The organism is Streptomyces sp. NPDC006733 (genome assembly GCF_040636125.1).
Classification (GTDB): domain Bacteria; phylum Actinomycetota; class Actinomycetes; order Streptomycetales; family Streptomycetaceae; genus Actinacidiphila.
This window is the reverse complement of sequence record NZ_JBEYJD010000054.1, coordinates 16,577-42,646: the sequence shown is the minus strand read 5'-3', so window position 1 is coordinate 42,646 and position 26,070 is coordinate 16,577. Positions and strand designations below refer to the sequence as shown.

Sequence of the window (26,070 nt, the reverse complement as noted above, 5' to 3'; positions counted from 1 at the left end):
GTGAGCGAGAGCGGGCAACCGCCGTCCCAGGGCACGCAGGCCCAGCCGGGGAACGGTCAGAAGAAGCGCCCGCGCGAAGCCGGCGGCGGCATCCTCATGGGCCGCGTCTTCGGCGTGCCGGTCTACGTCGCCCCCAGCTGGTTCCTGGTCGCGGCCCTCATCACCTGGGTCTTCGGCGGCCAGCTCGACGAGGTGCTGCCGGAACTGGGCACCATCCGCTACCTCGTCTCGCTCTTCTTCGCCGTCGCCTTCTACGCCTCCGTCCTCATCCACGAGCTCGCGCACACCGTCGCCGCCCTGCGCTTCGGCCTTCCCGTCCGCCGCATCCAGCTGCAGTTCTTCGGCGGCGTCTCGGAGATCGAGAAGGAGTCCGAGACCCCGGGCCGCGAGTTCGTCCTCGCCTTCGTCGGCCCGCTGCTGTCCCTGGTGCTGGCCGGGGTCTTCTACGGCGGCATGCAGCTCGTCGAGCCCGGAACCGTCCCCGGCGTGCTGCTCGCCGGCCTCATGATCAGCAACCTGATCGTCGCCGTGTTCAACCTGCTGCCCGGCCTGCCGCTGGACGGCGGCCGGATGCTCAGGGCCGTCGTCTGGAAGATCACCGGCAAGCCGATGAGCGGCACCGTCGCCGCCGCCTGGACCGGCCGCGCGCTGGCCATCGCCGTCCTGGGCCTGCCCCTGCTCACCTACGACAGCGCCGCCGACAGCAGCGGCTTCGACTCGCTCACCGACGCCCTGCTCGCCGCGATCCTCGCCGCCATCATCTGGACCGGCGCCGGGAACAGCCTGCGCATGGCCCGGCTGCGCGAACGCCTCCCCGGCCTGCGCGCCCGCGCCCTCACCCGGCGCGCCGTGCCGGTCAGCTCCGACACCCCGCTGTCCGAGGCGCTGCGCCGCGCCAACGAGGCGGGCGCCCGCGCCCTGGTGGTCGTCGACGGGCAGGGGGACCCGACCGCGGTCGTCCGCGAGGCCGCCATCGTCGGCATCCCCGAGCACCGGCGCCCCTGGGTCGCGGTCAGCGGCCTGGCCCAGGACCTCAAGCCGGGCATGCGGGTCTCCACCGAGCTGGCGGGCGAGGACCTGCTGGACACCCTGCGGGCGACCCCGTCGACGGAGTACCTGGTCGTCGAGCCGACGGGCGAGATCTACGGAGTCCTGTCGACCGCGGACGTGGAGAAGGCCTTCCTGGCCGCCATGGCCAGACCGCAGACCTGAGCCCAGCAGCCGGGGAGGACCACCCGGCGCGTGAGCCGAAGGGGCCGCGGCGCCCCGGCGGCGAACCGAGCCCCTGAAAAGAGGAGCTAGGCTGAGGGCATGTCCGAACCGACCGGTGCCGCCCGCCGTCGCGGCCCATTCCAAGTCGGGGACCAGGTCCAGCTCACCGACCCCAAGGGACGCCACTACACCTTCACGCTCGAAGCCGGAAAGCAGTTCCACACCCACAAGGGCGCTTTCCAGCACGACGAGTTGATCGGTGCTCCCGAAGGAAGTGTTGTCCGTACCACGGGGAACGTCGCCTACCTGGCGCTGCGCCCCCTGCTCCCCGACTATGTCCTGTCCATGCCACGCGGTGCCGCGGTGGTCTACCCCAAGGACGCGGGGCAGATCCTGTCGATGGCCGACATCTTCCCCGGCGCCCGGGTCGTCGAAGCGGGAGTCGGGTCGGGATCGCTCAGCACCTTCCTGCTGCGCGCCGTCGGCGACCAGGGCATGCTGCACTCCTACGAGCGCCGCGCCGACTTCGCGGAGATCGCCTCCCAGAACGTCCAGCGCTACTTCGGCGGGGAGCACCCCGCCTGGCAGCTGACCGTCGGCGACCTCCAGGACAACCTGTCCGACACCGACGTCGACCGCGTCATCCTGGACATGCTCGCCCCGTGGGAGTGCCTCGACGCCGTCTCCAAGGCGCTCGTCCCCGGCGGCATCCTGTGCTGCTACGTCGCCACCACCACGCAGATGGCCCGCACCGTCGAGTCCATCCGCGAGCACGGCACGTTCAACGAGCCCGCGGCCTGGGAGACCATGGTGCGCAACTGGCACGTCGAGGGCCTCGCCGTCCGTCCCGACCACCGCATGATCGGGCACACCGGCTTCCTGCTCACCGCCCGCCGGCTCGCCGACGGCGTGGAGCCGCCCATGCGCCGCCGCCGCCCCTCCAAGGGCTCGTACGGCGAGGACTACACCGGTCCCGGCAGCGAGAGCGGGAGCAAGCGAGCCGCCGCCGACGCGGCCGCGGCCACCGAGGCGCCCGCCGTCGAGGCACCGGCCGCCGACGTGCCGGCCGCCCCCGAGGCACCCGCCGAGTAGCACCGGGCCACACCCCGCCAAAAGCACCGGCGCCTTCCGCGTTCTGGCCGCCCCGGCCCTCCCGCCCGCCCCTGCGGTTCCACCCGGGTGTGACGTGTGGCACCATGCTGGCCACCCCCCTCGAACGAACTCCCCAGGAGCCAGGCGAGTGCAGCCCTCCGCAGGACCGGCCCTTCCGCATACCCGCACCCGATCGGTGCACTGGATCTCCACCGCCGCGCTGCTCGGCGCGATCATCGGCGGCGGAGCCCTCGTCCAGCCCGCCGACGCCTCCCCGCACGCCTCCCAGGCCGCCGTACAGGCCGCCCCGGACCCCGCGAGGGCCACGTACCCGTTCGACTGCGCGGGAGCCCCCGTGGAGGTCGCCGGACGCGCCACGGGGGACCTGGACCAGGACGGCCGGCCCGAGACCGTCGCCGTCGTGCACTGCCGCGCCGAGGCGGGCACCCCGCCCACCGGCGTCTACGTCCTGGCGGCCGGCGCCTCGCCCGGCAGCCCGCCGCGCGTCGTGGCCACCCTCGTCGACCCGGCGGAGGAGCGCAGCATCACCGGCTTCGGGCTCCAGGGCGGCACCATCCGGGCGACCGTCCTCGGGTACTCCAGCGACACCACCCCGCGCTGCTGCCCGGACCAGAAGCGCGCGTACACCTGGCGGTGGCGGGCCGGGCGGTACTACGCCACGCCGGGCGCGCTCGCCAACAGCGTCTGATCCGCTCCCGGCAGCCGCCCTGGAATCGGGCGCGGCACCGGCCCCGGCGCCGGGCGTGGCACCGGGCGTGGCTGAAAACCGCCGGGCCGGCGGCTGCCACGGCACGCCCGCCCCGGGACGCGCCCGATGTGGCGCGCGTCACATGATCCGCCTCAGGCGGCGTCGGGCCCGAAGACCTCCACCCGGTCGGCGACGCGCCGCACGTGGATGCAGTCGCCCGGGCACTCCTTGGCCGAATCCACCACGTCGGTGAGGATCGTCAGCGGCACGGGCGCCGTGGCGCCCGGGGTCTGCCGCAGCTCGTCGTCCTGGCCCTTGACGTAGGCCAGCCCGTCGATGTCGAGCTCGAACACCTCGGGCGCGTACTGCACACAGATCCCGTCGCCGGTGCACAAGTCCTGGTCGATCCAGACTTCCAGCTCCTGCGCGCCGGCCTCGGACACGTCACTCACGGGGTACCTCGCCTGCCATTCATGGATCGGCCCGTACACGGACCGCAACAGTCCCTGACGGGTGTTGACCGAACCGACGATACAACCGGCCGCTTTCCGATGTTGATCCGTGGGTATCCCCCTGGCGTGAGGACGTACGCAAGGGTGAAGATCGGACACACCCCGACCGTCTTTGTGATCTAGGGGTTTCAACCCCCACCGGCCCAGGTAGGGTCTGGAAACGTCCAGCTCCCCTTGGAGGAGGTGAGGACCGTGGCGGCCCACGACGACGACATCACCCGTGGCGGCCGACCCGCTCGTGGTTCAGAAGACACCGCGAGCCAGGTCGCCTTTCTTGAGCAGGAAATCGCCGTCCTGCGACGTAAGCTCGCCGACTCTCCGCGTCACACGAGGATTCTCGAAGAGCGGATCGTCGAGCTGCAGACCAATCTGGCAGGCGTGTCCGCTCAGAACGAGCGGTTCGCGAACACTCTCCGAGAGGCCCGCGACCAGATCGTGGCCCTCAAGGAAGAAGTGGACAGGCTCGCGCAGCCTCCTGCCGGTTTCGGCGTCTTTCTGCAGGCGAACGAGGACGGAACGGCGGACATCTTCACCGGCGGCCGAAAGCTGCGGGTGAACGTCAGCCCCTCCGTCGACCTGGAAGACCTCCGACGAGGTCAGGAACTCATGCTCAACGAAGCGCTCAACGTGGTCGAGGCCATGAAGTACGAGCGCATCGGCGACATCGTCACCCTCAAGGAGATCCTCGAGGACGGCGAACGAGCCCTGGTGGTCGGACACACCGACGAGGAGAGGGTGGTGTGGCTCGCCGAGCCACTCCTGGACGGCGCTCTCCGCGTAGGCGACGCACTCCTGCTGGAGCCCCGCTCCGGCTACGTGTACGAAAGGGTCCCCAAGAGCGAGGTCGAGGACCTCGTCCTCGAAGAGGTCCCCGACATCGACTACCAGCAGATCGGCGGCCTCGCCGGTCAGATCGAGCAGATCCGGGACGCGGTCGAACTCCCGTACCTGCACGCGGACCTGTTCAAGGAGTACGAGCTGCGCCCGCCCAAGGGCGTGCTGCTCTACGGCCCCCCCGGCTGCGGAAAGACCCTCATCGCCAAGGCAGTGGCCAACTCCCTTGCCAAGAAGGTCGCCGAAGTCACGGGACAGCCGCAGGGGAAGAGCTACTTCCTGAACATCAAGGGCCCCGAGCTGCTCAACAAGTACGTCGGTGAGACCGAGCGCCAGATCCGCCTGGTCTTCCAGCGAGCCAGGGAGAAGGCGAGCGAGGGCACCCCCGTCATCGTCTTCTTCGACGAGATGGAATCCCTCTTCCGCACCCGCGGATCCGGTGTCAGCTCGGACGTGGAGAACACCATCGTCCCCCAGCTGCTCGCCGAGATCGACGGGGTGGAGGGCCTGGAGAACGTCATCGTCATCGGCGCCTCCAACCGCGAGGACATGATCGACCCGGCGATCCTGCGGCCCGGCCGTCTGGACGTCAAGATCAAGATCGAGCGGCCGGACGCCGAGGCGGCCAAGGACATCTTCTCGAAGTACCTCGTTCCGACACTCCCGCTCAACAGCGAGGACCTGGCGGAGCACGGCGGCTCGAAGGCCGGCACGGTCGAGGCCATGATTCAGGCCGTCGTCGAGCGGATGTACACCGAAACGGAGGAGAACCGCTTCCTGGAGGTCACCTACGCCAACGGTGACAAGGAGGTCCTGTACTTCAAGGACTTCAACTCCGGAGCGATGATCCAGAACATCGTGGACCGGGCCAAGAAGATGGCGATCAAGGCCTTCCTCGACCACGACCAGCGCGGTCTTCGCGTCGCCCACCTGCTCGCCGCCTGCGTCGACGAGTTCAAGGAGAACGAGGACCTGCCCAACACCACCAACCCCGACGACTGGGCCCGCATCTCCGGCAAGAAGGGCGAGCGGATCGTGTTCATCCGCACGCTCGTCACCGGGAAGCAGGGCGCCGACACCGGCCGCTCCATCGACACCGTGGCCAACACCGGGCAGTACCTGTAAAGCAGACCTCCGGCTGCGGGCGCCCGACCGGGTTCCCGCAGCCGGAGTGTTTGTCCACAGGTAGGCCAGGACCGGAGCAATGAGTGAAATGATCTCCCCACCGCCGCCATCGCGTTCTAGGCTCTTCCGTACCGCGCCCTGCAGTGCGGCTCAGGAATCAGCAGTCGCGCTCGGGCCATATGCGCAGCGGTACTTGAGCGTCAGCCCCAGCACGGGGCGGCGCCGGGCAAGGAGGGCCGCATGACCGTACGGCGAGTAATGGGTATCGAGACGGAGTACGGCATCTCCGTCCCCGGCCACCCGAACGCCAATGCCATGCTCACCTCGTCCCAGATCGTCAACGCCTACGCGGCGGCGATGCACCGGGCGCGTCGTGCCCGATGGGACTTCGAGGAAGAGAACCCGCTACGTGACGCCCGGGGCTTCGACCTCGCCCGTGACACGGCGGACTCGAGCCAGCTCACCGACGAGGACATCGGGCTGGCCAATGTCATCCTCACCAACGGCGCACGGCTCTACGTCGACCACGCCCACCCCGAATACTCCTCACCCGAGGTCACCAACCCCCTCGACGCCGTCCTGTGGGACAAGGCGGGCGAGCGCATCATGGCCGAGGCGGCCGAGCGGGCCGCCCAGCTCCCGGGCGCCCAGCCGATCCACCTGTACAAGAACAACACCGACAACAAGGGCGCGTCCTACGGCACCCACGAGAACTATCTGATGAAGCGGGAGACCCCCTTCTCGGACATCGTGCGCCACCTGACGCCGTTCTTCGTCTCGCGCCAGGTCGTCACCGGCGCCGGCCGCGTCGGCCTCGGGCAGGACGGCCACGAGCACGGCTTCCAGCTCAGCCAGCGCGCCGACTACTTCGAGGTCGAGGTCGGCCTGGAGACCACCCTCAAGCGCCCCATCATCAACACCCGCGACGAGCCGCACGCGGACGCGGAGAAGTACCGGCGCCTACACGTGATCATCGGGGACGCCAACCTCTCCGAGATCTCGACCTACCTCAAGCTCGGCACCACCGCCCTCGTGCTGTCGATGATCGAGGACGGCTTCATCAAGGTCGACCTGGCCGTGGACCAGCCGGTGCGCACCCTGCACCACGTCAGCCACGACCCCACCCTGCAACACCTCATCACGCTCCGCAGCGGCCGGACGCTGACCGCCGTACAGCTCCAGATGGAGTACTTCGACCTGGCCCGCAAGTACGTCGAGGAGCGGTTCGGCGTCGACGCGGACGACCAGACGAAGGACGTCCTCAGCCGGTGGGAGGACGTGCTGAACCGGCTGGAGAACGATCCGATGAGCCTGTCCGGCGAGCTGGACTGGGTCGCCAAGCGGGAGCTGCTGGAGGGCTACCGCCGCCGTGACGGCCTGGAGTGGGACGCGGCGCGGCTGCACCTGGTAGACCTCCAGTACGCCGACGTACGGCCCGACAAGGGCCTCTACAACCGCCTCGTGGCCCGCGGCCGCATGAAGCGGCTGCTGGAAGAGCCGGCGGTCGAGCGCGCCGAGGCCAAGCCCCCGGAGGACACCCGGGCGTACTTCCGCGGCCGCTGCCTGGAGCAGTACGCCGACGACGTCGCCGCCGCATCCTGGGACTCGGTCATCTTCGATCTGCCGGGCCGGGACTCACTGCAGCGGGTTCCGACCCTGGAGCCCCTGCGGGGCACCCGCAACCACGTCAAGGAGCTCCTCGACCGCTGTCGTACGGCGGAAGACTTGGTCCGCATCCTTTCCGGCGGCTGAAATGGCCCAGAACCGGGAATCAAGCAAGTGAGCGGAAACAGGGCCGATGTCGGACCCGGCTTGTAGGGTCTGATCAAGTAGGAAACGCAACCGAGCGGGGTGAGCGTCATGGCTACGAAGGACACCGACGGCGGACAGCAGAAGGCGACACGCGCCACAGAGGAAGTCGAAGAGGTAGCGCAGGACGCGCAGGCCTCGGACGAGCTCAAGGAGCGCCACGAGAAGCTCTCCGAGGATGTCGACGACATCCTCGACGAAATCGACGATGTCCTTGAGGCTAATGCTGAGGATTTCGTTCGAAGTTTCGTTCAGAAGGGCGGAGAGTAGTCCGAAAATGTCCGAACTGCACCCAGGAAGGAAATGCTCCCGGTGCAAGAGGATGTTGCTGCGGGCTGCCTTCGCCAGTAACACGTCGATGCCTGATGGGCTCCAGGCCTACTGCCGGGAGTGCTCCGCGGAGTACTACCGGCAGCGGCAGGAGGCCAAAGGGCTCAGTGTCCGCCGCAAGGTGGCGGTTCCACCCGGCCACAAGCGGTGCCCGAGGTGTGCCGAGATCAAACCGCACGCGCAGTGGTCCGGGAACAGCAGCGCCTCCGACGGCCTGGCCACCTACTGCAAGGCGTGCCGAGCGATCGAGGGGCGCGCGCGGCACCTCATGCGTCAGTACGGCATCACCGTGGCCGAGCGCGACGAGCTGATCGCCTCTCAAGCGGGCGTGTGCCCGATCTGTTTGGCCGCTTCAGCGGAACATGTGGATCACTGCCACGAGACGGGTAGGGTCCGAGGCGTACTGTGCTTCAGCTGCAATGCCGCACTGGGGCAGTTGAAAGACCGGCCTGATGCCATCCGCCGGGCTGCCGCTTACCTGGAAGGAAACGTGTGGAAGCCAACACTCGTAGCACAGGGCGTCTACCGGCTGCCTTCCTGACGCCTGGCTCGTCCTCGTTCATCGACTTCCTCGGCGAGCACTCACCGGACCTGCTGCCGCGCAACCGGAGCCTGCCGCCGCTGCAGGGTGCCGTCGAGATCCCGCACGGCACGACCATCGTGGCCGCGACGTTCCCCGGCGGGGTGATCCTGGCCGGTGACCGGCGCGCGACGATGGGCAACATCATCGCGCAGCGGGACATCGAGAAGGTCTTCCCGGCCGACGAGTACTCGGCCGTCGGCATCGCCGGCACCGCCGGTCTCGCCGTGGAGATGGTGCGGCTCTTCCAGCTGGAGCTGGAGCACTACGAGAAGATCGAGGGCGCGGTGCTGTCCCTGGACGGCAAGGCGAACCGGCTCTCCACGATGATCCGCGGGAACCTCGGGATGGCGCTGCAGGGGCTGGCCGTCGTTCCGCTGTTCGCCGGGTACGACGTGGACCGCGAACGGGGCCGGATCTTCTCCTACGACGTGACGGGCGGGCGCTCCGAGGAGCTCGGCTTCGCGTCGACGGGGTCGGGTTCGGTCTTCGCCCGCGGTTCGATGAAGAAGCTGTACCGCAAGGACCTGACGGAGGACCAGGCGATCACGCTGGTCGTCCAGGCCCTGTACGACGCGGCCGACGACGATTCGGCCACCGGTGGCCCGGATCTGGCGCGGCGCATCTACCCGATCGTCACGGTCATCACCGACGAGGGTTTCCGCAGGCTCACGGACGACGAGTCGTCCGAGGTCGTCCGCACCATCCACGCGCGACGCCTGGAGCAGCCCGACGGCCCGCGCGCCGAACTGCTCTGACGGTTCGGCAGGACCGCGGACCCAACTCTCGCCACTGACAGAAAGGGACGGATAGCCGGTGTCGACGCCGTTCTATGTCTCACCCCAGCAGGCCATGGCCGACCGTGCGGAGTACGCCCGCAAGGGCATCGCGCGCGGCCGCAGCGTCGTCGTGCTGCAGTACACCGACGGCATCGTGTTCGTCGCCGAGAACCCGTCCCGCGCTCTGCACAAGGTCAGCGAGATCTACGACCGGATCGCGTTCGCGGCGGTGGGCAAGTACAACGAGTTCGAGAACCTGCGGATCGGCGGTGTGCGCTACGCCGACCTGCGGGGGTACACCTACGACCGTGAGGACGTCACGGCCCGTGGTCTGGCCAACGTCTACGCCCAGACGCTGGGCACCATCTTCTCCAGTGTCGGGGAGAAGCCGTACGAGGTGGAGCTGATCGTCGCGGAGGTCGGCGCGGCCGCCGAGGACGACCAGATCTACCGGCTGCCGCACGACGGCTCGATCGTCGACGAGCACGGTGCGGTGGCGGTGGGCGGCAACTCGGACTCGATCGGCGCGTACCTGGACCAGCGGCACCGCGACGGCATGACGCTCGCGGAGGCGCTGAAGCTCGCGGCCGAGTCCCTCGGCCGGGACAGCAACGGCGGGGAGCGCACGCTCACCGCCGAGCAGCTGGAGGTCGCGGTGCTGGACCGCACGCGGCCGCAGCAGCGCAAGTTCAAGCGGATCCTGGGCCGCCAGCTGGCCCGCCTCCTGGAGGCGGACAGTGCGGCCACCACGAAGACGGACGATCCTTCGGACGAGGAAGAGGAGTAGGCCCGCGGCCGGCTCCTTCGACGTACCGCACGCCCGCATCCCGTCACCGGGGTGCGGGCGTGCGGCGTTGCGGCGCCGGGCTCAGGGCGCGGGCGGGGCCGTGGAGCCGCGGACGACGAGGTCGACCGGCAGGACGGTGCGGTCGGGTTCGCGGCCGTCCAGGACGGCGAGCAGGGCCGTCATGCCGCGGCCGCCGATCTCGTCGGCGGGCAGGCGGACGGTGGTGAGTTCCGGTTCGACGGCGGTGGCCAGCGCGAGGTCGTCGAAGCCGGTGACGGAGACGTCGGCGGGTACCCGCAGGCCCAGCCGGCGGGTGGCCTTGCAGGCTCCGGCGGCGAGGATGTCGTCGTCGCAGATGAGGGCGGTGGGCCGGGGGCCGGGGCGGGTGAGGGCGCGTTCGGCGGCGAGCCGGGCGTCCTCGACGCCGTGTGCGGAGCGCTCGGTGTGCAGCTCCGTGTCCGCGGTGCCCGCCAGGGTGCCGGCCAGGGCCTCGGCGCGGACCTGGAAGGTCCAGGTGTCGACGGCGGAGGCCAGGTGGGTGAATCGGCGGTGCCCGAGGCCGAGCAGGCAGCGGGCCACCTGGCGCATGCCGTCGGCGATGTCGAAGTTGACGGTGGCGGCGGCGCCGGCCGCGGCGGGGTCGCTGTCGAGCATGACGAGCGGGAGGTCGCCGCCGCCGATGGCGTCGAGCGCGTCGGCGGCCATCGAGGACGCGATGACGCCGTCGAGCGGGGCGCGGGCGGTGCCGAAGGGGTCGCGGGCCGGGCCGGTGCCGTCGGGGGAGGGGTAGAGCACCACGCCGAACCCGTGCTCGGCGGCGACGCGGGCGGCGCCGGTGTAGACCCGGGCGAAGTACTCGTTGGTGAGTGCCGGGACGACCAGCAGGGCGGTGCGGGTGCGGCCGAGGCGGAGGTTGCGGGCGGCGAGGTTCGGCCGGTAGCCGAGGGCTTGTGCCGCGGTGCGGACCGCCTCCGCGGTGCGTTCGGAGACCCGGCCGCGCGACTTGCCGCCCAGGACCAGCGAGACGGTCGCCTGCGAGACGCCCGCGGCCCGCGCCACGTCCCGGGAGGTGGGGCGTGCGGTTGTGCTCACTGCGGGCGTCCTTCCGGTCTCCGCGGATGGACCCGCGGCCTGCCGTCATGGTACGTATGACGCTCACGTTATACGTAACACTTCGGCGGTGTCCGGGGGAGAGGGGCCGGTATGGCGGCGGGGTACGGGGATCTTCTGCGGACGCGGTACGCGGGCCGGCTGCTCGCGGGCACGCTCATCGGCCGGCTGCCCAACGCGACGGCCGCGCTGTGCATCGTGCTGCTGACCCGGTCGGAGGGCGGCAGCTACTCGCTCGCCGGGTCGCTGGGCGCGCTCTACGGGCTGGGCACGGCGATCGGCCAGCCGCTGCTGGGCCGGGTCGTCGACCGCTACGGCCAGCCGCGGGTGATGCTGCCCGCGGCCGTGCTGTCGGCGGCGGGCATGGTGCTGTTCGCGCTGGTCGGCCCGGACCCGCTGCCGGTGGCCTGTGCCGCGATGGCGGTCGCCGGGCTGTTCACCCCGCCGCTGGAGGGCGGGCTGCGCGCGTTGTGGCCCGGCGTGCTGAAGAGCGAGGAGCGGCTGCACGCCGCGTACGCCCTGGACGCCGCCGCCCAGGAACTGCTGTTCACGATCGGGCCGGTGCTGGTCACCGGGCTGGTTCTGGTGGCCTCCGAGGCCGCCGCCGTGGTGTGGATCGCGGCGGTCGGCGTCGTGGGCGCGCTGGGCGTCGTCACGGCCGCGCCGTCCCGCGAGTGGCGGGCGGAGCCGCGGGCGGCCGACTGGCTCGGGCCGCTGCGCGCTCCGGCGCTGCGGGCGCTGATCGCCTGCCTGTTCTTCGTCGGGGTGGCGCTGGGCTCGATCGCGGTCGCCGCGGTGGCGTACGGGGACGCGCACGGCGGCGGCATGGTCAACGGCTACCTGCTGTCGGCGCTCGGACTGGGTGCGCTCATCGGCGGAGTGACGTACGGCGCCAGGACGTGGCCGGGCACCCCGGAGCGTCGACTGCGGCTGCTCACCGTCGGACTGGCCGTCTGCTACGTGCCGTTGGTGCTCGTGCCGGGGGTGGTCGCGATGACGGTCCTGTCGGGGGTCGCGGGGGTGTTCCTGGCGCCGGTACTGGCCTGCACGTTCGTGGTGGTGGACCGGCACGCGCCGAGCGGCACGGTGACCGAGGCGTTCTCCTGGCTGGTGACCGCGATCGGCGTCGGCGCGTCGCTGGGGACGGCGGCCGCGGGGCCGGCCGCGCAGTTCGGCGGGGTCGCCGCGGGATTCGCCGTCGCGGCCGGCGGCGGATTCGCCGCGCTGGCGGTGCTGGTCGCGACCAGCCGATTCCTCGCGTTCCCAAACCTGAAAACCCCGTTGGAAAAAGATCGAATCGGTGGCGTCGAACCCGGTTTCAGCACCACGCATCAGGCGTAATGTTCAGACATGGACCGCCGCATTTTCGGGCTGGAGAACGAGTACGGCGTCACATGCACGTTCAGGGGGCAGCGGCGTCTGTCTCCTGACGAGGTGGCGCGGTACCTCTTCCGCCGTGTCGTGTCATGGGGCCGGAGCAGCAATGTCTTCCTGCGCAACGGCGCCCGCCTGTACCTCGATGTCGGCTCGCACCCGGAGTACGCCACTCCGGAGTGTGACAATCTGACCGAGCTGGTCACCCATGACAAGGCCGGTGAACGCATCCTCGAAGGCCTTCTGGTGGACGCCGAACGGCGTCTGCACGAAGAGGGGATCGCCGGCGACGTCTATCTGTTCAAGAACAACACCGACTCCGCGGGAAACTCCTACGGGTGCCACGAGAATTACCTCGTCGCGCGGCACGGCGAGTTCTCCCGCCTCGCCGACATCCTCATTCCGTTCCTGGTCACCCGCCAGATGATCTGCGGCGCCGGCAAGGTGCTGCAGACCCCGCGCGGGGCGGTGTTCTGCGTCAGCCAGCGCGCGGAGCACATCTGGGAGGGCGTCAGCTCGGCGACCACCCGATCCCGTCCCATCATCAACACCCGTGACGAGCCGCACGCGGACGCGGAGCGCTACCGGCGGCTGCACGTCATCGTCGGCGACTCGAACATGTCCGAGACGACCATGCTGCTGAAGGTCGGTGCCACCGACCTCGTGCTGCGCATGATCGAGGCGGGCATCGTGATGCGGGACCTGACCCTGGAGAACCCGATCCGGGCGATCCGCGAGGTCAGCCACGACATCACCGGCCGCCGCAAGGTGCGGCTGGCCACCGGCCGCGAGGCGTCCGCCCTGGAGATCCAGGAGGAGTACTACTCCAAGGCTGTCGACTTCTGCGAGCGCCGGGGCATCCGCTCCGGGGTGATCGAGCAGGTGCTGGAGCTGTGGGGCCGCGCGCTGGAGTCGATCGGCAGCGGCGACCTGGCCGCCATCGGCACCGAGATCGACTGGGTGATGAAGTACCAGCTGATCGAGCGCTACCGGAACCGGGACAACATCACGATGTCCCACCCGCGCGTCGCCCAACTGGACCTCGCGTACCACGACATCCACCGCCGCCGCGGGCTGTACTACCTGCTGGAGAAGAAGGGCCAGGCCAAGCGGATCTGCAGTGATCTGAAGATCTTCGAGGCGAAGTCGGTTCCCCCGCAGACCACTCGGGCCCGGCTGCGCGGCGACTTCATCCGCCGGGCGCAGGAGCAGCGGCGCGATTTCACCGTCGACTGGGTCCACCTGAAGCTCAACGACCAGGCGCAGCGCACGGTGCTGTGCAAAGACCCCTTCCGATCGGTGGACGACCGGGTGGAGAAGCTGATCGCCGGTATGTGACCGGCGTATGTCGCAACGCGATCGGTTGCGGCTGATGTCCAGGGGCCCCACACGTCGAGGCGTGCGGGGCCCCTGGCATGCCGGGGACCTGCCCCTCGGGGCAGGCCGTAGAGTGACCGCTACTGACGGACCATCCCAGCTACCCCGAGGACCACTGTGCGACGCCGACTCGCTGCCGCGCTCATCGTGCCGGCTCTGATGCTCACCGCGGCCTGTGGAGGTGGCGACGACTCGGACAAGAAGGCGGACGCGTCCGCCACGCCGTCCGCGACGCCCACGCAGGCCGCCGCTCCCAAGCCGGTCGCGTCGGCCTCGCCGATGCCCACCGTCGCCGGTGAGCCGGGCAAGAAGGCGACGATCACCATCCCCAAGGGCGACCCGAGCGGGAAGTTCGTCGTGAGCACCGTGACCGCGGGCACCGGCCCGGTGGTCAAGAAGGATGAACTCGTCGTCACGAAGTTCACCGGAAAGATCTGGAAGAGCGGCAAGGAGATCGGCGGCTCGTACGACAAGGGCGGCGCCGCGCAGATCATCCCGGCGGGCTCTCCGACGATCATCCCGGCCTTCAGTGAGGCCGTCCTGGGCCAGAAGGTCGGCAGCCGCGTCCTGGTCGTCGCCCCGCCGGCCGCCGCGTTCGGCGCCCAGGGCAAGCAGGAGCTGGGCATCACCGCCACCGACACGCTCGTCTTCGTCCTCGACATCGACCGGATCATGCCGATCAAGGCCGAGGGCACGCAGGCCCCCATCCCGTCCGACCTGCCGAAGGTGGAAGCGGACAAGGCGGAGGCGGCGAAGATCACCATTCCGAAGAACGACCCGCCGAAGACGCTCGTCGACAAGGTCCTGATCGAGGGCAAGGGCGACGTCGTCAAGAGCGGCCAGACGGTCTACATGCAGTACAGCGGCGCCGCCTGGAAGCCCAACGAGGGCAAGAGCCCCGCCAAGCTGTTCGACGACAGCTGGAAGACCGGGGCCCCGTTCAGCACCGTCATCGGCCAGGGCCAGGTCATCGAGGGCTGGGACAAGGGCCTGGTCGGCAAGAAGGTCGGCAGCCGGGTGCTGCTCGTCATCCCGCCGGCGCAGGCCTACAAGGCCGAGGCCAAGGGTGAGGACCTTCCGGCCAACTCGACCCTCGTTTTCGTCGTCGACATTCTCGGCGCAGTGTAAGACTGTCCGGGTTGTCCGCAACGTATCGAGGAGTTACCGCAGTGAGCATCGAGAAGCCCGAGATCGACTTCCCCGCAGGTGAGCCGCCGGCCGACCTTGAGATCAAGGAGATCTGGGAGGGCACCGGCGAGGAGGCCAAGGCGGGTCAGAACGTCAGCGTCCACTACGTCGGCGTCTCGTTCAGCACGGGCGAGGAGTTCGACGCCAGCTGGAACCGCGGTTCCGCGTTCACCTTCCCGCTCGGTGGCGGCCGCGTCATCAAGGGCTGGGACCAGGGCGTGCAGGGCATGAAGGTCGGCGGCCGTCGCCAGCTGACCATCCCCGCGCACCTCGCCTACGGCAACCAGAGCCCGACCCCGGCGATCAAGCCGGGCGAGACTCTGATCTTCGTCGTGGACCTGATCTCGGTTTGAGCAGGCGCGCAGCGAGGGCCCACGCCGGCAGGCGTGGGCCCTCGCTTTTGCGGTGGCTCCCCGGAGCGGTACGGTCATCGATCGAGAGCTGAAGACGAAGGGTGCGCGATGGCGATTGCCAAGGCCGAGCGACTGATGAACCTGGCGCTGTGCCTGATGAACACCCGGCGTCCCGTCAGCAAGCGGGAACTGCGCGAGTCGATCGAGGCCTATCACGAGATAGGTTCCGACGACGCGTTCAACCGGATGTTCGAACGCGACAAGGACGATCTGCGGGAACTCGGACTCATCATCGAGACCGTGGAGAGCGTCGACGGCGACGTGGGCTACCTGGCCCGCCGCGACCGCAACCGGCTGCCCGAGATCGCGCTGGACGCCGAGGAGGCCGCCGCGCTGAGCCTGGCGGCCAAGGTGTGGCAGCAGGCCCGGCTCGCCGAGGCCGCCAGCGGCGCGCTGCAGAAACTCCGGGCCGCGGGCGTCCCGTTCGAGGACACCCAGAGCGCCCTGGAGCCGCGGATCCCGACCCCGGAGCCCGCGTTCGAGCCCCTGATGGTCGCGACGCGCGAGCGCCGCGCCGTCTCCTTCGACTACCGCAAGGCGAACGCGGTGCGCCCCGAGGCCCGGCAGGTCGAGCCGTGGGCCCTGGAGTGCTGGCGCGGCCACTGGTACCTGGCCGGCTGGGACCGGGACCGCGGCGCGGTGCGGGTCTTCCGGCTCTCCCGCATCTCCGGCAAGGTCCGCTCGCGCGGCGGCGCCTTCGGTACCCCCGTCCCCGACCACGTGGACGTGCGGGCCGCCGTCGCCAGCTGGGCCGGTGAGGGCGCGACCGCGACCGCCCGGATCCGGCTGCGCCGCGACTCGGGCTACCCGCTGCGGGCCAAGGCCGTGACCTCCCAGCCGATCGACGCGGTCTGGGACGAACTGGAGATCCCGTACGGGCACGGACTCGACGCCTGGCTGGTGGAGTTCGGACCCGACGTGGTGGTCCTGGAACCCGCCGAACTGCGGGCCGATGTGGTGGACCGGCTGCGTGCCGTGGCCAAGGACTGACGGGACTTCACGACATGGCGAACGCGATCGACCAGACCCGGCGGATGCTCTCCCTGGTCACCTACCTGCGCGAGCGGCCCGGCGCCCGCGTCACCGACGTGGCCCGTGCCTTCGGCGTCACCGAGGCCGAGCTGATCGGCGACCTGAACGTGCTGCCGCTGTGCGGTACGAGCTTCCGCGGCGGCGACCTGCTCGACATCGACACCGACGGCGAGCGCATCTGGTGGCACAACGTCGACGACGTGGCGCAGCCGCTGCGGCTGGCCGCCGACGAGGCGACGGCGCTGCTGGTGGCCGCGCGGGCGGTGGCGAACCTGCCGGGGCTGCGCGACAGCGACCGGCAGGCGCTGCTGCGTGCCACGGCGAAGCTGGAGACCGCGGCCGGCGAGGTGGCGGCGGCCAGCTCCCAGCTGTCGGTGACCTTCGAGTCCGAGGGCAGCGTCTTCGCCGACGTGGACCGGGCCATCGCCGAGCGGCGGCGGGTGTGGATCCGCTACTACTCGCCGGCCAGGGACGCGCTCACCGAGCGCGAGGTGGACCCGATCCGGCTCTTCGCGGTCGGCCACACCTACTTCGAGGGCTGGTGCCGGCTGTCGGAGGACCGCAGGACCTTCCGCCTCGACCGGGTCGCGGAGATCAAGATCCTCGACGAGCCGTCGAACCCGCCGCGCATCGAGCCGCGGGACCTGTCCCTGGGCCTGGTGCAGCCGGCCGGCGACGACCCGGAGGTCGTCATCGAGGTGGGGCCCGGCGGCCGGTGGGTCGCCGAGTACTACCCGTACGACAGCGCCGACGAGCTGCCCGACGGGGGCCTGCGGATCAGCCTGCGCACCCCGGACCCCGGTTCGCTGCGCCGGCTCGCGCTGCGGCTGGGCCGCGACGGGCGGATCGTCTCACCGGCCGACCTCGCGGACCGGGCGCGCGAAGCGGCCGTGCTGGCGCTGGCGGCGTACGGAGAATAGGGAGTGACGATGACGGGTGCGGCGACCTCGACGATGACGGCCCCCAGGCCGTCCCCGGTGCTCTTCAAGGCCGCGTGCCCGGACTGCCGCGGCCGTTTCGAGCTGGCGTCGCAGGAGCTGCGGCTGGCGATCGGCCGCACCGACCGGACGACGTTCTACTCCTTCACCTGCCCCGAGTGCGGGCTCGCGGTCCGCAAGCCGGCGGGGGAGCGGATCATCGAGCTGCTCACCGGCGGCGGGGTGCGCACGATGCGGCTGCACATCTGCTGAGCCGATAGGGTCGGATCCATGTGGTGGCTCTACCTGTACGTCGGCCTCTCGACCGCCGGCATCCTCGTGCTCGGCGTGCTCGCCGTCCGGCTCTTCGCCGAGGTCCAGCACCTGGCCGGCCAGGTGGCCCGGAGCACCGACGACCTCACCCGCGCCGCCGAGCGGCTGAGCCGGGCCGCGGAGCCGCTCGCGGAGCGGGCCGGGGACATCTCCCGGCCCTGACATGGCCGGCGGCTACCGCCCGGACCTGGTGCGATACCCGGATCAACGGGCCGGGTCGGAGCAGGCGTCGTCCACAGGCCCTCGTTCCCGGCCGCCCCGGAGGGTACGCTGCGTAACGTGGCCCCTTGAGCGAGCGGCGGGGGCCGCGCCAGGAAGTTGCCGACGGGTTGCCGGTCGTTTACCACCGCACGCTACGATCGCAGCCAGTACGGCGGTGCGGACACCTGTCCGGATCGTCGAAGACAAGGATCCACGCCGCCTCGGTGAGTAGGTAGACACTTATGCTCGGCAATCTCAAGCCCCTCGAGATCGTCCTCATCCTTCTCGTCATCATCTTGCTGTTCGGCGCCAAGAAGCTTCCCGACATGGCCCGGTCGCTCGGCAAGTCCGCCCGCATCCTCAAGAGCGAGGCCAAGGCGATGAAGAAGGACGACGAGGCTCCGGCGGCCGACACCCACACCGCCGAGTCCACGCCCGCCGCGCCGAAGACGATCCAGGCCGCGCCCGGCGACGTGACCAGCGCCCGCCCGGTGACGGAGCCGAACCACACCACCCAGGGCTGACCCAGCCCGTACTGGTTCGCAACAAGCCGCTGACGGCTGCCGCACGAGACGAGGACGTGGGTGCTCAAGTCTGCCCGCAAGCAGGAGAAGGATCCCGAAGGGCGGATGCCCCTCGCGGACCACCTGCGTGAGCTGCGCAACCGGCTGCTGAAGTCGGTACTGGCGATCATCGTCGTCACGATCGTCGCGTCGTTCTTCTACCGCGACATCATCCAGTTCTTCATGCACCCGGTCCTGAAGTCCGTCGGCTGTGTGGACGGCAAGATCAAGGGTGCCGACGGCCAACCGTGCGCGGAGATGACCGTGAACGGGCTGACCGGCCCCTTCGCGATCGCCATGAAGGTCTCCCTGATGGCGGGCCTGGTGGCGACGACGCCGATCTGGCTCTACCAGCTGTGGGCGTTCCTGGCGCCGGGGCTGCACACGAAGGAGAAGCGCTACGCGATCTCCTTCGTCGCCGCGGGCGTCCCGCTCTTCCTCGGCGGCGGCTACCTCGCGTACGTGATCCTGCCGCAGACCGCGCAGATCATGATCGACCTGACGGTCGACGACGCGCGCAACCTGTTCCCGCTCGACGACTACCTCGACCTCGTCGTGCGGATGATCATCGTCTTCGGCTGCGCCTTCGAGCTGCCGCTGCTGCTGATCCTGCTGAACTTCACCGGGGCGCTCAGCGCCAAGCGGATGCTCGGCTGGTGGCGGGTGATGATCCTCGGCATCACCATCTTCGCCGCGGTGGCCACGCCCACCGGCGACCCGTTCTCGATGTCGCTGCTCGCCGCCCCCATCGTGTTCCTGTACTTCGGGGCCGTGGCGATCGCGGCCTTCAACGACCTGCGCAAGCGGCGCCTGCGCGAGGCCGATCCGGACTTCGCGCTCGACGACGACGAGGCGTCCAGCCTCGGCCACATCCCCGAGCAGGTCGGCGCCGCGCCGACCCCGCCCGCGTCGGACCGTCCCACCGACGACTTCGACGACGCGACCTGATCGCTGGGGCTCGGCCCGCCCCCGCCCCGGTCCGACCTCGACGCCGGTGATCACGCGCGGTAGGGTCCGCGCGTGACCAGCGACATCACCCTCTTCGTCAACCCCACCGCGGGACGCGGCCGGGGCGCGCACGCCGCGCAGCCGGCCGCCCGCGCGATGCGCGACGCGGGCTACACCGTCCGCACCGTCGTGGGCCAAGACGCCGCCGACGCCCTCGTACGGGCCCGCGAGGCGGTGGCCGGGGGGACCAGGGCGCTGGTGGCCGTCGGCGGCGACGGGATGGTCTCGCTGGCCCTGCAGGCGGTGGCGGGCACCGACACCCCGCTGGGGGTCATCGCGGTGGGCACCGGCAACGACTTCGCCCGCGCCACCGGGCTGCCCGTCCGCGACCCCGCCGCGGCCGGCCGGCTGGCCGCCGACGCCCTCAAGGAGGGGCGGGTCCGGGCCGTCGACCTGGGCCGGGTGGGCGACCGCTGGTTCGGGACCGTGCTGGCCTCCGGCTTCGACTCGCGGGTCAACGACCGCGGCAACCGGATGCGCTGGCCCACCGGCCGCTTCCGCTACGACGTGGCGATGCTCGCCGAACTGGCCGCGCTGCGCCCGATCCCGTACCGGATCCAGTTCGACGACAGCCCCGAGCGGGAGATCGAGGCGACCCTGATCGCCGTCGGCAACGGCTCCTCCTACGGCGGCGGCATGCGGATCTGCACCGACGCGCTGCTCGACGACGGGCTGTTCGACGTCACCGTGGTCGGCCCGTGCAGCCGCACCACGCTGCTGACGGTCTTCCCCCGGGTCTACCGGGGGACGCATCCCAGCCACCCGAAGGTGACCGTGCACCGGGCGGCGCGGGTCCGGCTCGCCGCGGACGGCGTGACGGGGTACGCGGACGGCGAGCGGATCGGGCCGCTGCCGATGACCGCGGTGACGGTGCCGGAGGCGGTACGCCTGCTGGTCTGACGTTCGGCGGCGCGGGGGCGATACGCGGTCCGCCGCATGTCCGGACGTCGGTACGAATAAAAGATCACGCGGTGTGTCGGTGGGGGCCGGTACGCTCGGAGACAAGATGAGCGATGAGATGTCCCCCTCCGAGCGCTACGCCGCAGCCAAGCGTCGCGCGGCCGATCAGGCCACTGCCCTCGCGCCGTTCCGCGCGCTGTACGACTTCGACCTGGATCCGTTTCAGATCGAGGCATGTCAGGCTCTGGAGGCCGGAAGCGGAGTGCTGGTCGCCGCCCCGACCGGCTCAGGAAAGACCATTGTCGGCGAGTTCGCCGTCCACCTCGCCCTCTCCGAGGGCCGCAAGTGCTTCTACACCACCCCGATCAAGGCCCTGTCGAACCAGAAGTTCAGCGACCTCGTCAAGCGCTACGGCGCGGACAAGGTCGGCCTGCTGACCGGCGACAACAGCGTCAACGGCGACGCACCGGTGGTCGTGATGACCACCGAGGTGCTGCGCAACATGCTCTACGCCGGATCCTCGGCGCTCGACGGCCTCGGCTACGTGGTGATGGACGAGGTGCACTACCTCTCCGACCGCTTCCGCGGCGCCGTCTGGGAAGAGGTGATCATCCACCTCCCGCAGTCGGTGACGCTGGTGTCGCTGTCGGCGACGGTCTCCAACGCCGAGGAGTTCGGCGACTGGCTCGACACCGTGCGCGGCAGCACCGAGGTGATCGTCTCGGAGCACCGTCCGGTGCCGCTGTGGCAGCACGTGCTGGCCGGCCGCCGGATGTACGACCTGTTCGAGGAGAAGGAGGGCGCCGCCGAGACCGCCCGCCGCGAGGTCAACCCCGACCTCGTCCGCCTCGCCCGCATGGAGAACCAGCGCACGGTCCACCCCCGCGACCGCTACAAGCGCGGCTACGAGGCGGACCGGGAGCGCGAGCGCCGTGCCGGCGGCAAGGTGTGGACGCCGAGCCGCGCGGACGTGATCGAGCGGCTCGACAACGAGGGGCTGCTGCCGGCCATCACCTTCATCTTCAGCCGGGCCGGCTGCGAGGCGGCCGTCCAGCAGTGCCTGTACGCGGGGCTGCGGCTGAACAGCGACGAGAACCGGGAGCGGGTCCGGGCCATCGTCCAGGAGCGCACCCGGGCCATTCCGGACGAGGACCTGCACGTCCTGAAGTACTTCGAGTGGCTGGAGGGCCTGGAGCGCGGCGTCGCCGCCCACCACGCCGGCATGCTGCCGACCTTCAAGGAGGTCGTCGAGGAGCTGTTCCTCAAGGGCCTGGTCAAGGCGGTCTTCGCCACCGAGACGCTGGCGCTGGGCATCAACATGCCGGCGCGCTCCGTGGTCCTCGAGAAGCTCGTGAAGTGGAACGGGGAGACGCACGCCGACATCACCCCCGGCGAGTACACCCAGCTCACCGGCCGCGCCGGCCGCCGCGGGATCGACGTCGAGGGCCACGCCGTCGTGCTGTGGCAGCGCGGCTTCGACCCGGGCGCCGTCGCGGGCCTGGCCGGCACCCGGACGTATCCGCTGCGCTCGTCCTTCAAGCCGTCGTACAACATGGCCGTCAACCTGGTCGGCCAGTTCGGGCGGCACCGCTCGCGGGAGCTGCTGGAGACGTCCTTCGCGCAGTTCCAGGCGGACCGGTCGGTCGTCGGGATCTCCAAGCAGGTGCAGCGCAACGAGGAGGGGCTCGACGGCTACAAGGAGTCGATGACCTGCCACCTCGGTGACTTCGACCAGTACATGGCGCTGCGCCGCCGGCTGAAGGAGCGCGAGGCCGAGCTGTCGCGGCAGGGCATGACCCAGCGCCGGGCCGCGGCGTCGGACGCGCTGGAGAAGCTCAAGCCGGGGGACATCATCCATGTCCCGGCGGGCAAGTACGCCGGGCTCGCGCTGGTGCTCGAACCCGGCATCCCGGCCGGCCGCAGCCCCGGCCACCGGCGGCACGAGGACCATCAGGACGGCCCGCGTCCGCTGGTGCTCACCGCCGAGCGGCAGGTCAAGCGGCTGGCGCAGATGGACTTCCCGGTGCCGGTCGCCGCGGTGGACCGGATGCGGATCCCGAAGTCGTTCAACCCGCGCAGCCCGCAGTCGCGCCGGGACCTGGCCTCCGCGATGCGGACCAAGGCCGGGCACTACGAGCCGGAGCGGCACCGCAAGTCGCGGGCGGCGGCGGCCGACGACACCGAGATCGCCCGGATGCGCACCGAGATCCGCGCGCACCCCTGCCACGGGTGCGACGAGCGCGAGGACCACGCGCGCTGGGCCGAGCGGTACCACCGGCTGGCGCGCGACACCAAGCAGTTGGAGCGGCGCATCGAGGGCCGCACCAACACCATCGCGCGGACCTTCGACCGGATCTGCGGGCTCCTGACGGAGCTCGGCTACCTCAAGGGCGAGCAGGTCACCGCCGACGGCAAGCGGCTGGCCCGGCTCTACGGCGAGCTGGACCTGCTGGCCAGCGAGTGCCTGCGCGAGGGCGTCTGGGAGGGCCTGGGGCCTGCCGAACTGGCGGCGTGCGTCTCGGCGCTGGTCTTCGAGGCGCGCCAGTCCGACGACGCGCTGGCGCCGAAGCTCCCGACCGGCAACGCCAAGGAGGCGCTCGCCGAGATGGTCAGGATCTGGGGCCGGCTCGACGCGCTGGAGGAGGACCACCGGATCCACCAGACCGAGGGCGTCGGCCAGCGTGAACCGGACCTGGGCTTCGCCTGGCCGGTCTACCGCTGGGCGTCGGGCCACGGCCTGGACCAGGTCCTCGGCGACGCCGAGATGCCGGCCGGCGACTTCGTCCGCTGGTGCAAGCAGGTCATCGACGTCCTGGGCCAGATCTCGGACGCGGCCCCGGACGACAGCCCGGTCCGCAGAACGGCCCGCAAGGCAGTGGAAGCCCTCCGCCGAGGCGTGGTCGCCTACTCATCGGTGGGCTGAGCCCGGCCGAAGCCCGTCACCCCGCTCATCGGATTCTTCCGGTGGGCGGGGTTTTCGTTGTGCCAGGCTGCCCCCCAGCGACACGACATCTCCGTGCGAAACTCGCGATGTATCGCGCTTGTCGAGAGCTGTGCAGACGCGATATGCTCGGCTACGGATATACGGGAGCGAGGTGAGGGTGATGGCGAAGCGGCGGAAGTTGTCCAATCCGTTGGCGCTGGCGGTGATGGCCACGTTGGGGGAGCGGGCGATGCATCCGTACGAGATCGCGCAGGTGCTGCGGCAGCGTGGCAAGGAGCAGAGCATCAAGATCAATTACGGGTCGCTCTACACCGTCGTCCAGAACCTCGAGAAGCACGGATTCGTCCAGGTCGCCGGCACCCAGCGGCAGGGGAACCGCCCCGAGCGGACGCTGTACGGCCTGACCGGGGCCGGGCGGGTGGAGATGCACGACTGGCTGGCGGACCTGGTGGCCGTGCCCGTTCGGGAGTATCCCGCCTTCGAGGCGGCGCTGTCGCTGATCCTCATGCTGCCGCCGGACGAGGCGGTCGGGCTGCTCCAGGAGCGGGTCGCCAAGCTGGAGATCCAGGTCGCCGCCATCCGCGGCGTGCTGGGCAAGCTGGACGGGGACCTGCCCCGGATGTTCCTCATCGAGACCGAGTACCAGGTGCACATGATCGAGGCGGAGATCGCCTGGACGCGCGGCTTCCTGGCCGAGGTCGCCGAGGGGACGGTCTCCGGGGTCGCCGAGTGGCGGTCCTGGCAGGAGAGCGGCGAGATCCCCGGCGAGTGGGCGGACATCGAGAAACAGGTCGCCGACTCCGGGATCGGCGAGCAGTTCCGGGAGCACATGAAAGAACTCTGACGCCGGAGCGGGGGGAGCACCCCCGAAAACGACAACTCCGGCGCCCGCTGCGCGAACAGCGGACGCCGGAGGCGTAACCCATCGACCGGACAACCGCGTGAAGCAGGTGCCAGGCGATTCAGGTGCGGCACACCCAGGATAGCCCGGCTCCCTTCCCGCGATCGGTTCGGTATACACCGAATTTCGACATGCGGAGGAACGTCATGACGACCACCCGCGCGCCCGCAGTGGCGGCACAAGCACTGATCAAGACCTACCCCGGCGGCGTCACGGCCCTGGACGGCATGGACATCACCGTCCGGACCGGAACGGTCTTCGGACTGCTGGGCCCCAACGGCGCCGGCAAGTCCACTACCGTCAAGATCCTCACCACCCTCGCCCGCCCCGACTCCGGGACCGCGACCGTCGCCGGCCATGACGCGCTGCGCCACCCCGACCGGGTCCGCCGCGCCATCGGCGTGGTCGCGCAGAAGTCCGGCGCCGACCCCGTCGCCACCGGCCGGGAGAACCTGATCCTGCAGGGGCGGCTCTACGGGCTCCGGGGCGCCGGGCTGGCCCGGCGGGCCGACGAGCTGCTGGACCGCTTCGGCCTCGCCGACGCCGGCAAGCGGCTGGTCAAGACGTACTCCGGCGGCATGCAGCGCCGGCTGGACGTGGCCATCGGGCTGGTCCACCGGCCCGAGGTGCTCTTCCTGGACGAGCCCACCACCGGCCTCGACCCCGAGGCGCGCACCGCCATGTGGGAGGAGATCTCCCGGCTGGCCGGCGACGAGGGCCTGACCATTCTGCTGACCACCCACTACCTCGAAGAGGCCGACCGGCTCGCCGAGCGCGTCGCGATCGTCGACCGCGGCCGAGTGGTCGCCGAGGGCACCCCGGACGAGCTGAAGGGCGAACTGCGCGGCGACGCCGTCCAGGTCGTGCTGCGGGACGACACCGGCGCGGTCGATGCCCGGCTGCTGGAGACCGCCCTGTCGGAGTTCGCCGGCGTCCGCGAGGCGGTCGTCGACGGACGCCATCTGCGGGCCCGTGCCGACGACGGCCCCTCCGCGGTGCCGCACGTGCTCGCCGTCCTCGAGCGCGAGGGCGCGGCCGTCGCCTCCGTGACCGTGGCCCGGCCCTCCCTCGACGACGTCTACCTGCGCTACGCCGGCCGCCGCTTCGCGGACGCCGACGCCGGTGACGGCGCCCCCGTCCCCGCCACCGCCGGAGGCACCCGATGAGCACCGCGACCCTGAACCACACCTGGTACATGACGCAGCGGCAGCTGATGGCGATCCTGCGGCAGCCGGCCTTCCTCGTCATCACCCTGGTGCAGCCGGTGATCTGGCTCTTCCTCTTCGGCTCCCTGTTCCGCCGGGTCGTCGAGCTGGGCGGCTTCGGCACCACGTCCTACCTGGACTACCTGGTGCCGGGCGTGGTCGTCATGAGCGCCCTGTCCTCCAGCATGTGGGCGGGCATGGGCACCCTGGAGGAGATCGAACGCGGCACGCTCAACCGCTTCCTGGTCACCCCGGTCAGCCGGGCGGCGCTGATGAACGCCAATGTGGTGCAGCAGGGCATCAGCACCGCCCTGCAGTCCGTGGTGATCGTGCTGCTGGGCAAGCTGGGCGGCGCCGACTACCCGGGCGGGGCCACCGGGCTGCTGGTCCTGGTCGTCGCGGCGATCCTGCTCGGTACGGTGTTCGGCGCGTTCTCCAACGCGCTCGGCATGCTGGTGCGCCAGCGCGAGAGCATCATCGGCATCAACACCTTCCTGCTGCTGCCGCTGACGTTCCTGTCCTCGGCCTTCATGGCCGTGACGCTGATGCCCTCGTGGATGCGGCACGTCGCCGCCTTCAACCCGGTCAACTGGGCCCTGGTGGCGGGACGTTCGGCCATGGCCACCGACCCCGACTGGGGTCTGGTGCTCAGCCGCGGCGGCGCGCTGCTGGCGCTCGCGGTGGCCGCGCTGTGGCTGTCCACCCGCTCCTTCCGCGCGTACCAGAAGTCGGTCTGAGGACCGTAGGACCCGTAGAAACGTAGGACCCGTAGGAACGCAGGCGGCCGGGCCCGGAATCATCCGGGCCCGGCCGCCGCTGTCCGCAGTTCTCCGGC

At 70.5% G+C, this 26,070-nt stretch carries 26 protein-coding genes; 24 read left to right on the top strand and 2 right to left on the bottom strand.

Annotated elements, in window-relative coordinates; genetic code table 11:
* The 3 genes from ABZ721_RS34525 to ABZ721_RS34515 all read left to right on the top strand — a co-directional run bounded on the left by ABZ721_RS34525 (position 1) and on the right by ABZ721_RS34515 (position 3,013).
* Positions 1–1,212 carry a site-2 protease family protein gene (locus tag ABZ721_RS34525; protein ID WP_358792746.1) on the top strand — a complete coding sequence of 404 codons (1,212 nt, stop codon included), beginning with the start codon at positions 1–3 and terminating at the stop codon, positions 1,210–1,212.
* A 99-nt stretch (positions 1,213–1,311) separates the two neighbouring features.
* Complete coding sequence (locus tag ABZ721_RS34520; protein ID WP_358792745.1) at positions 1,312–2,304, top strand: tRNA (adenine-N1)-methyltransferase; 993 nt, start codon at positions 1,312–1,314, stop codon at positions 2,302–2,304.
* Between the two features lie 148 nt (positions 2,305–2,452).
* Positions 2,453–3,013, top strand: a complete 561-nt coding sequence (locus ABZ721_RS34515; protein ID WP_358792744.1) for a hypothetical protein — start codon at positions 2,453–2,455, stop codon at positions 3,011–3,013.
* A 152-nt stretch (positions 3,014–3,165) separates the two neighbouring features.
* On the opposite strand, the gene ABZ721_RS34510 is transcribed toward ABZ721_RS34515, so the two are convergent.
* Entirely contained in the window at positions 3,166–3,465 is a 300-nt protein-coding gene (locus tag ABZ721_RS34510; RefSeq protein WP_358792743.1) for a ferredoxin, read from the bottom strand.
* A 252-nt stretch (positions 3,466–3,717) separates the two neighbouring features.
* Here ABZ721_RS34510 and arc point away from each other — a divergent pair, with 252 nt between their 5' ends.
* From arc to prcA, 6 genes are all read left to right on the top strand, one after another.
* Entirely contained in the window at positions 3,718–5,484 is a 1,767-nt protein-coding gene (gene arc / locus ABZ721_RS34505; protein WP_358792742.1) for a proteasome ATPase, read from the top strand.
* Between the two features lie 240 nt (positions 5,485–5,724).
* Positions 5,725–7,236, top strand: coding sequence for a depupylase/deamidase Dop (gene dop, locus ABZ721_RS34500; protein WP_358792741.1), 1,512 nt, complete (start codon positions 5,725–5,727; stop codon positions 7,234–7,236).
* 108 nt (positions 7,237–7,344) lie between these two features.
* Positions 7,345–7,563: a ubiquitin-like protein Pup gene (locus ABZ721_RS34495; RefSeq protein ID WP_250991661.1), complete on the top strand. Its 219-nt coding sequence runs from the start codon at positions 7,345–7,347 to the stop codon at positions 7,561–7,563.
* Between the two features lie 52 nt (positions 7,564–7,615).
* Positions 7,616–8,164: an endonuclease VII domain-containing protein gene (locus ABZ721_RS34490; RefSeq protein ID WP_358792740.1), complete on the top strand. Its 549-nt coding sequence runs from the start codon at positions 7,616–7,618 to the stop codon at positions 8,162–8,164.
* A complete protein-coding gene (gene prcB / locus ABZ721_RS34485) occupies positions 8,116–8,961 on the top strand; it encodes a proteasome subunit beta (protein ID WP_358792739.1) in 846 nt (281 codons plus the stop codon). Before ABZ721_RS34490 ends, prcB begins: the two co-directional genes overlap by 49 nt.
* 58 nt (positions 8,962–9,019) lie before the next feature.
* Positions 9,020–9,769, top strand: coding sequence for a proteasome subunit alpha (gene prcA / locus ABZ721_RS34480; protein WP_138354815.1), 750 nt, complete (start codon positions 9,020–9,022; stop codon positions 9,767–9,769).
* Between the two features lie 81 nt (positions 9,770–9,850).
* Here the strand turns inward: prcA and ABZ721_RS34475 are convergent, their stop codons facing one another.
* Entirely contained in the window at positions 9,851–10,861 is a 1,011-nt protein-coding gene (locus ABZ721_RS34475) for a LacI family DNA-binding transcriptional regulator (protein WP_358792738.1), read from the bottom strand.
* 111 nt (positions 10,862–10,972) lie between these two features.
* Between ABZ721_RS34475 and ABZ721_RS34470 the strand changes: the two genes are divergently transcribed.
* From ABZ721_RS34470 to ABZ721_RS34400, 15 genes are all read left to right on the top strand, one after another.
* Entirely contained in the window at positions 10,973–12,220 is a 1,248-nt protein-coding gene (locus ABZ721_RS34470) for an MFS transporter (protein ID WP_358792737.1), read from the top strand.
* A 9-nt stretch (positions 12,221–12,229) separates the two neighbouring features.
* Complete coding sequence (gene pafA / locus ABZ721_RS34465) at positions 12,230–13,591, top strand: Pup--protein ligase (protein ID WP_358792736.1); 1,362 nt, start codon at positions 12,230–12,232, stop codon at positions 13,589–13,591.
* Positions 13,592–13,747: 156 nt separating this feature from the next.
* A complete protein-coding gene (locus ABZ721_RS34460) occupies positions 13,748–14,758 on the top strand; it encodes an FKBP-type peptidyl-prolyl cis-trans isomerase (protein ID WP_358792735.1) in 1,011 nt (336 codons plus the stop codon).
* Between the two features lie 41 nt (positions 14,759–14,799).
* On the top strand, positions 14,800–15,171 hold the full coding sequence (locus ABZ721_RS34455) for an FKBP-type peptidyl-prolyl cis-trans isomerase (protein WP_250975090.1): 372 nt from the start codon (positions 14,800–14,802) through the stop codon (positions 15,169–15,171).
* 108 nt (positions 15,172–15,279) lie between these two features.
* Positions 15,280–16,221: a WYL domain-containing protein gene (locus tag ABZ721_RS34450; RefSeq protein WP_358792734.1), complete on the top strand. Its 942-nt coding sequence runs from the start codon at positions 15,280–15,282 to the stop codon at positions 16,219–16,221.
* 14 nt (positions 16,222–16,235) lie between these two features.
* Positions 16,236–17,183 (top strand): WYL domain-containing protein, encoded by a 948-nt coding sequence (locus ABZ721_RS34445; protein WP_358792733.1) that lies wholly within the window; start codon positions 16,236–16,238, stop codon positions 17,181–17,183.
* 9 nt (positions 17,184–17,192) lie between these two features.
* Positions 17,193–17,453: a hypothetical protein gene (locus tag ABZ721_RS34440; protein WP_358792759.1), complete on the top strand. Its 261-nt coding sequence runs from the start codon at positions 17,193–17,195 to the stop codon at positions 17,451–17,453.
* An 18-nt stretch (positions 17,454–17,471) separates the two neighbouring features.
* Positions 17,472–17,675, top strand: a complete 204-nt coding sequence (locus ABZ721_RS34435; protein ID WP_358792732.1) for a hypothetical protein — start codon at positions 17,472–17,474, stop codon at positions 17,673–17,675.
* A 281-nt stretch (positions 17,676–17,956) separates the two neighbouring features.
* Positions 17,957–18,238 (top strand): Sec-independent protein translocase subunit TatA, encoded by a 282-nt coding sequence (gene tatA, locus ABZ721_RS34430; protein WP_358792731.1) that lies wholly within the window; start codon positions 17,957–17,959, stop codon positions 18,236–18,238.
* Between the two features lie 60 nt (positions 18,239–18,298).
* Positions 18,299–19,225: a twin-arginine translocase subunit TatC gene (gene tatC / locus ABZ721_RS34425; protein WP_358792730.1), complete on the top strand. Its 927-nt coding sequence runs from the start codon at positions 18,299–18,301 to the stop codon at positions 19,223–19,225.
* A 72-nt stretch (positions 19,226–19,297) separates the two neighbouring features.
* Positions 19,298–20,185 (top strand): diacylglycerol kinase, encoded by an 888-nt coding sequence (locus tag ABZ721_RS34420; RefSeq protein ID WP_358792729.1) that lies wholly within the window; start codon positions 19,298–19,300, stop codon positions 20,183–20,185.
* A gap of 106 nt (positions 20,186–20,291) precedes the next feature.
* Positions 20,292–23,108, top strand: a complete 2,817-nt coding sequence (locus tag ABZ721_RS34415; protein ID WP_358792728.1) for a DEAD/DEAH box helicase — start codon at positions 20,292–20,294, stop codon at positions 23,106–23,108.
* 181 nt (positions 23,109–23,289) lie between these two features.
* Positions 23,290–23,973, top strand: coding sequence for a PadR family transcriptional regulator (locus ABZ721_RS34410; protein WP_358792727.1), 684 nt, complete (start codon positions 23,290–23,292; stop codon positions 23,971–23,973).
* A gap of 203 nt (positions 23,974–24,176) precedes the next feature.
* Entirely contained in the window at positions 24,177–25,196 is a 1,020-nt protein-coding gene (locus ABZ721_RS34405) for an ATP-binding cassette domain-containing protein (protein ID WP_358792726.1), read from the top strand.
* Positions 25,193–25,972, top strand: a complete 780-nt coding sequence (locus tag ABZ721_RS34400) for an ABC transporter permease (RefSeq protein ID WP_358792725.1) — start codon at positions 25,193–25,195, stop codon at positions 25,970–25,972. The genes ABZ721_RS34405 and ABZ721_RS34400 overlap by 4 nt, the downstream gene beginning before the upstream one ends.
* The last annotated feature ends 98 nt before the right edge of the window (positions 25,973–26,070 follow it).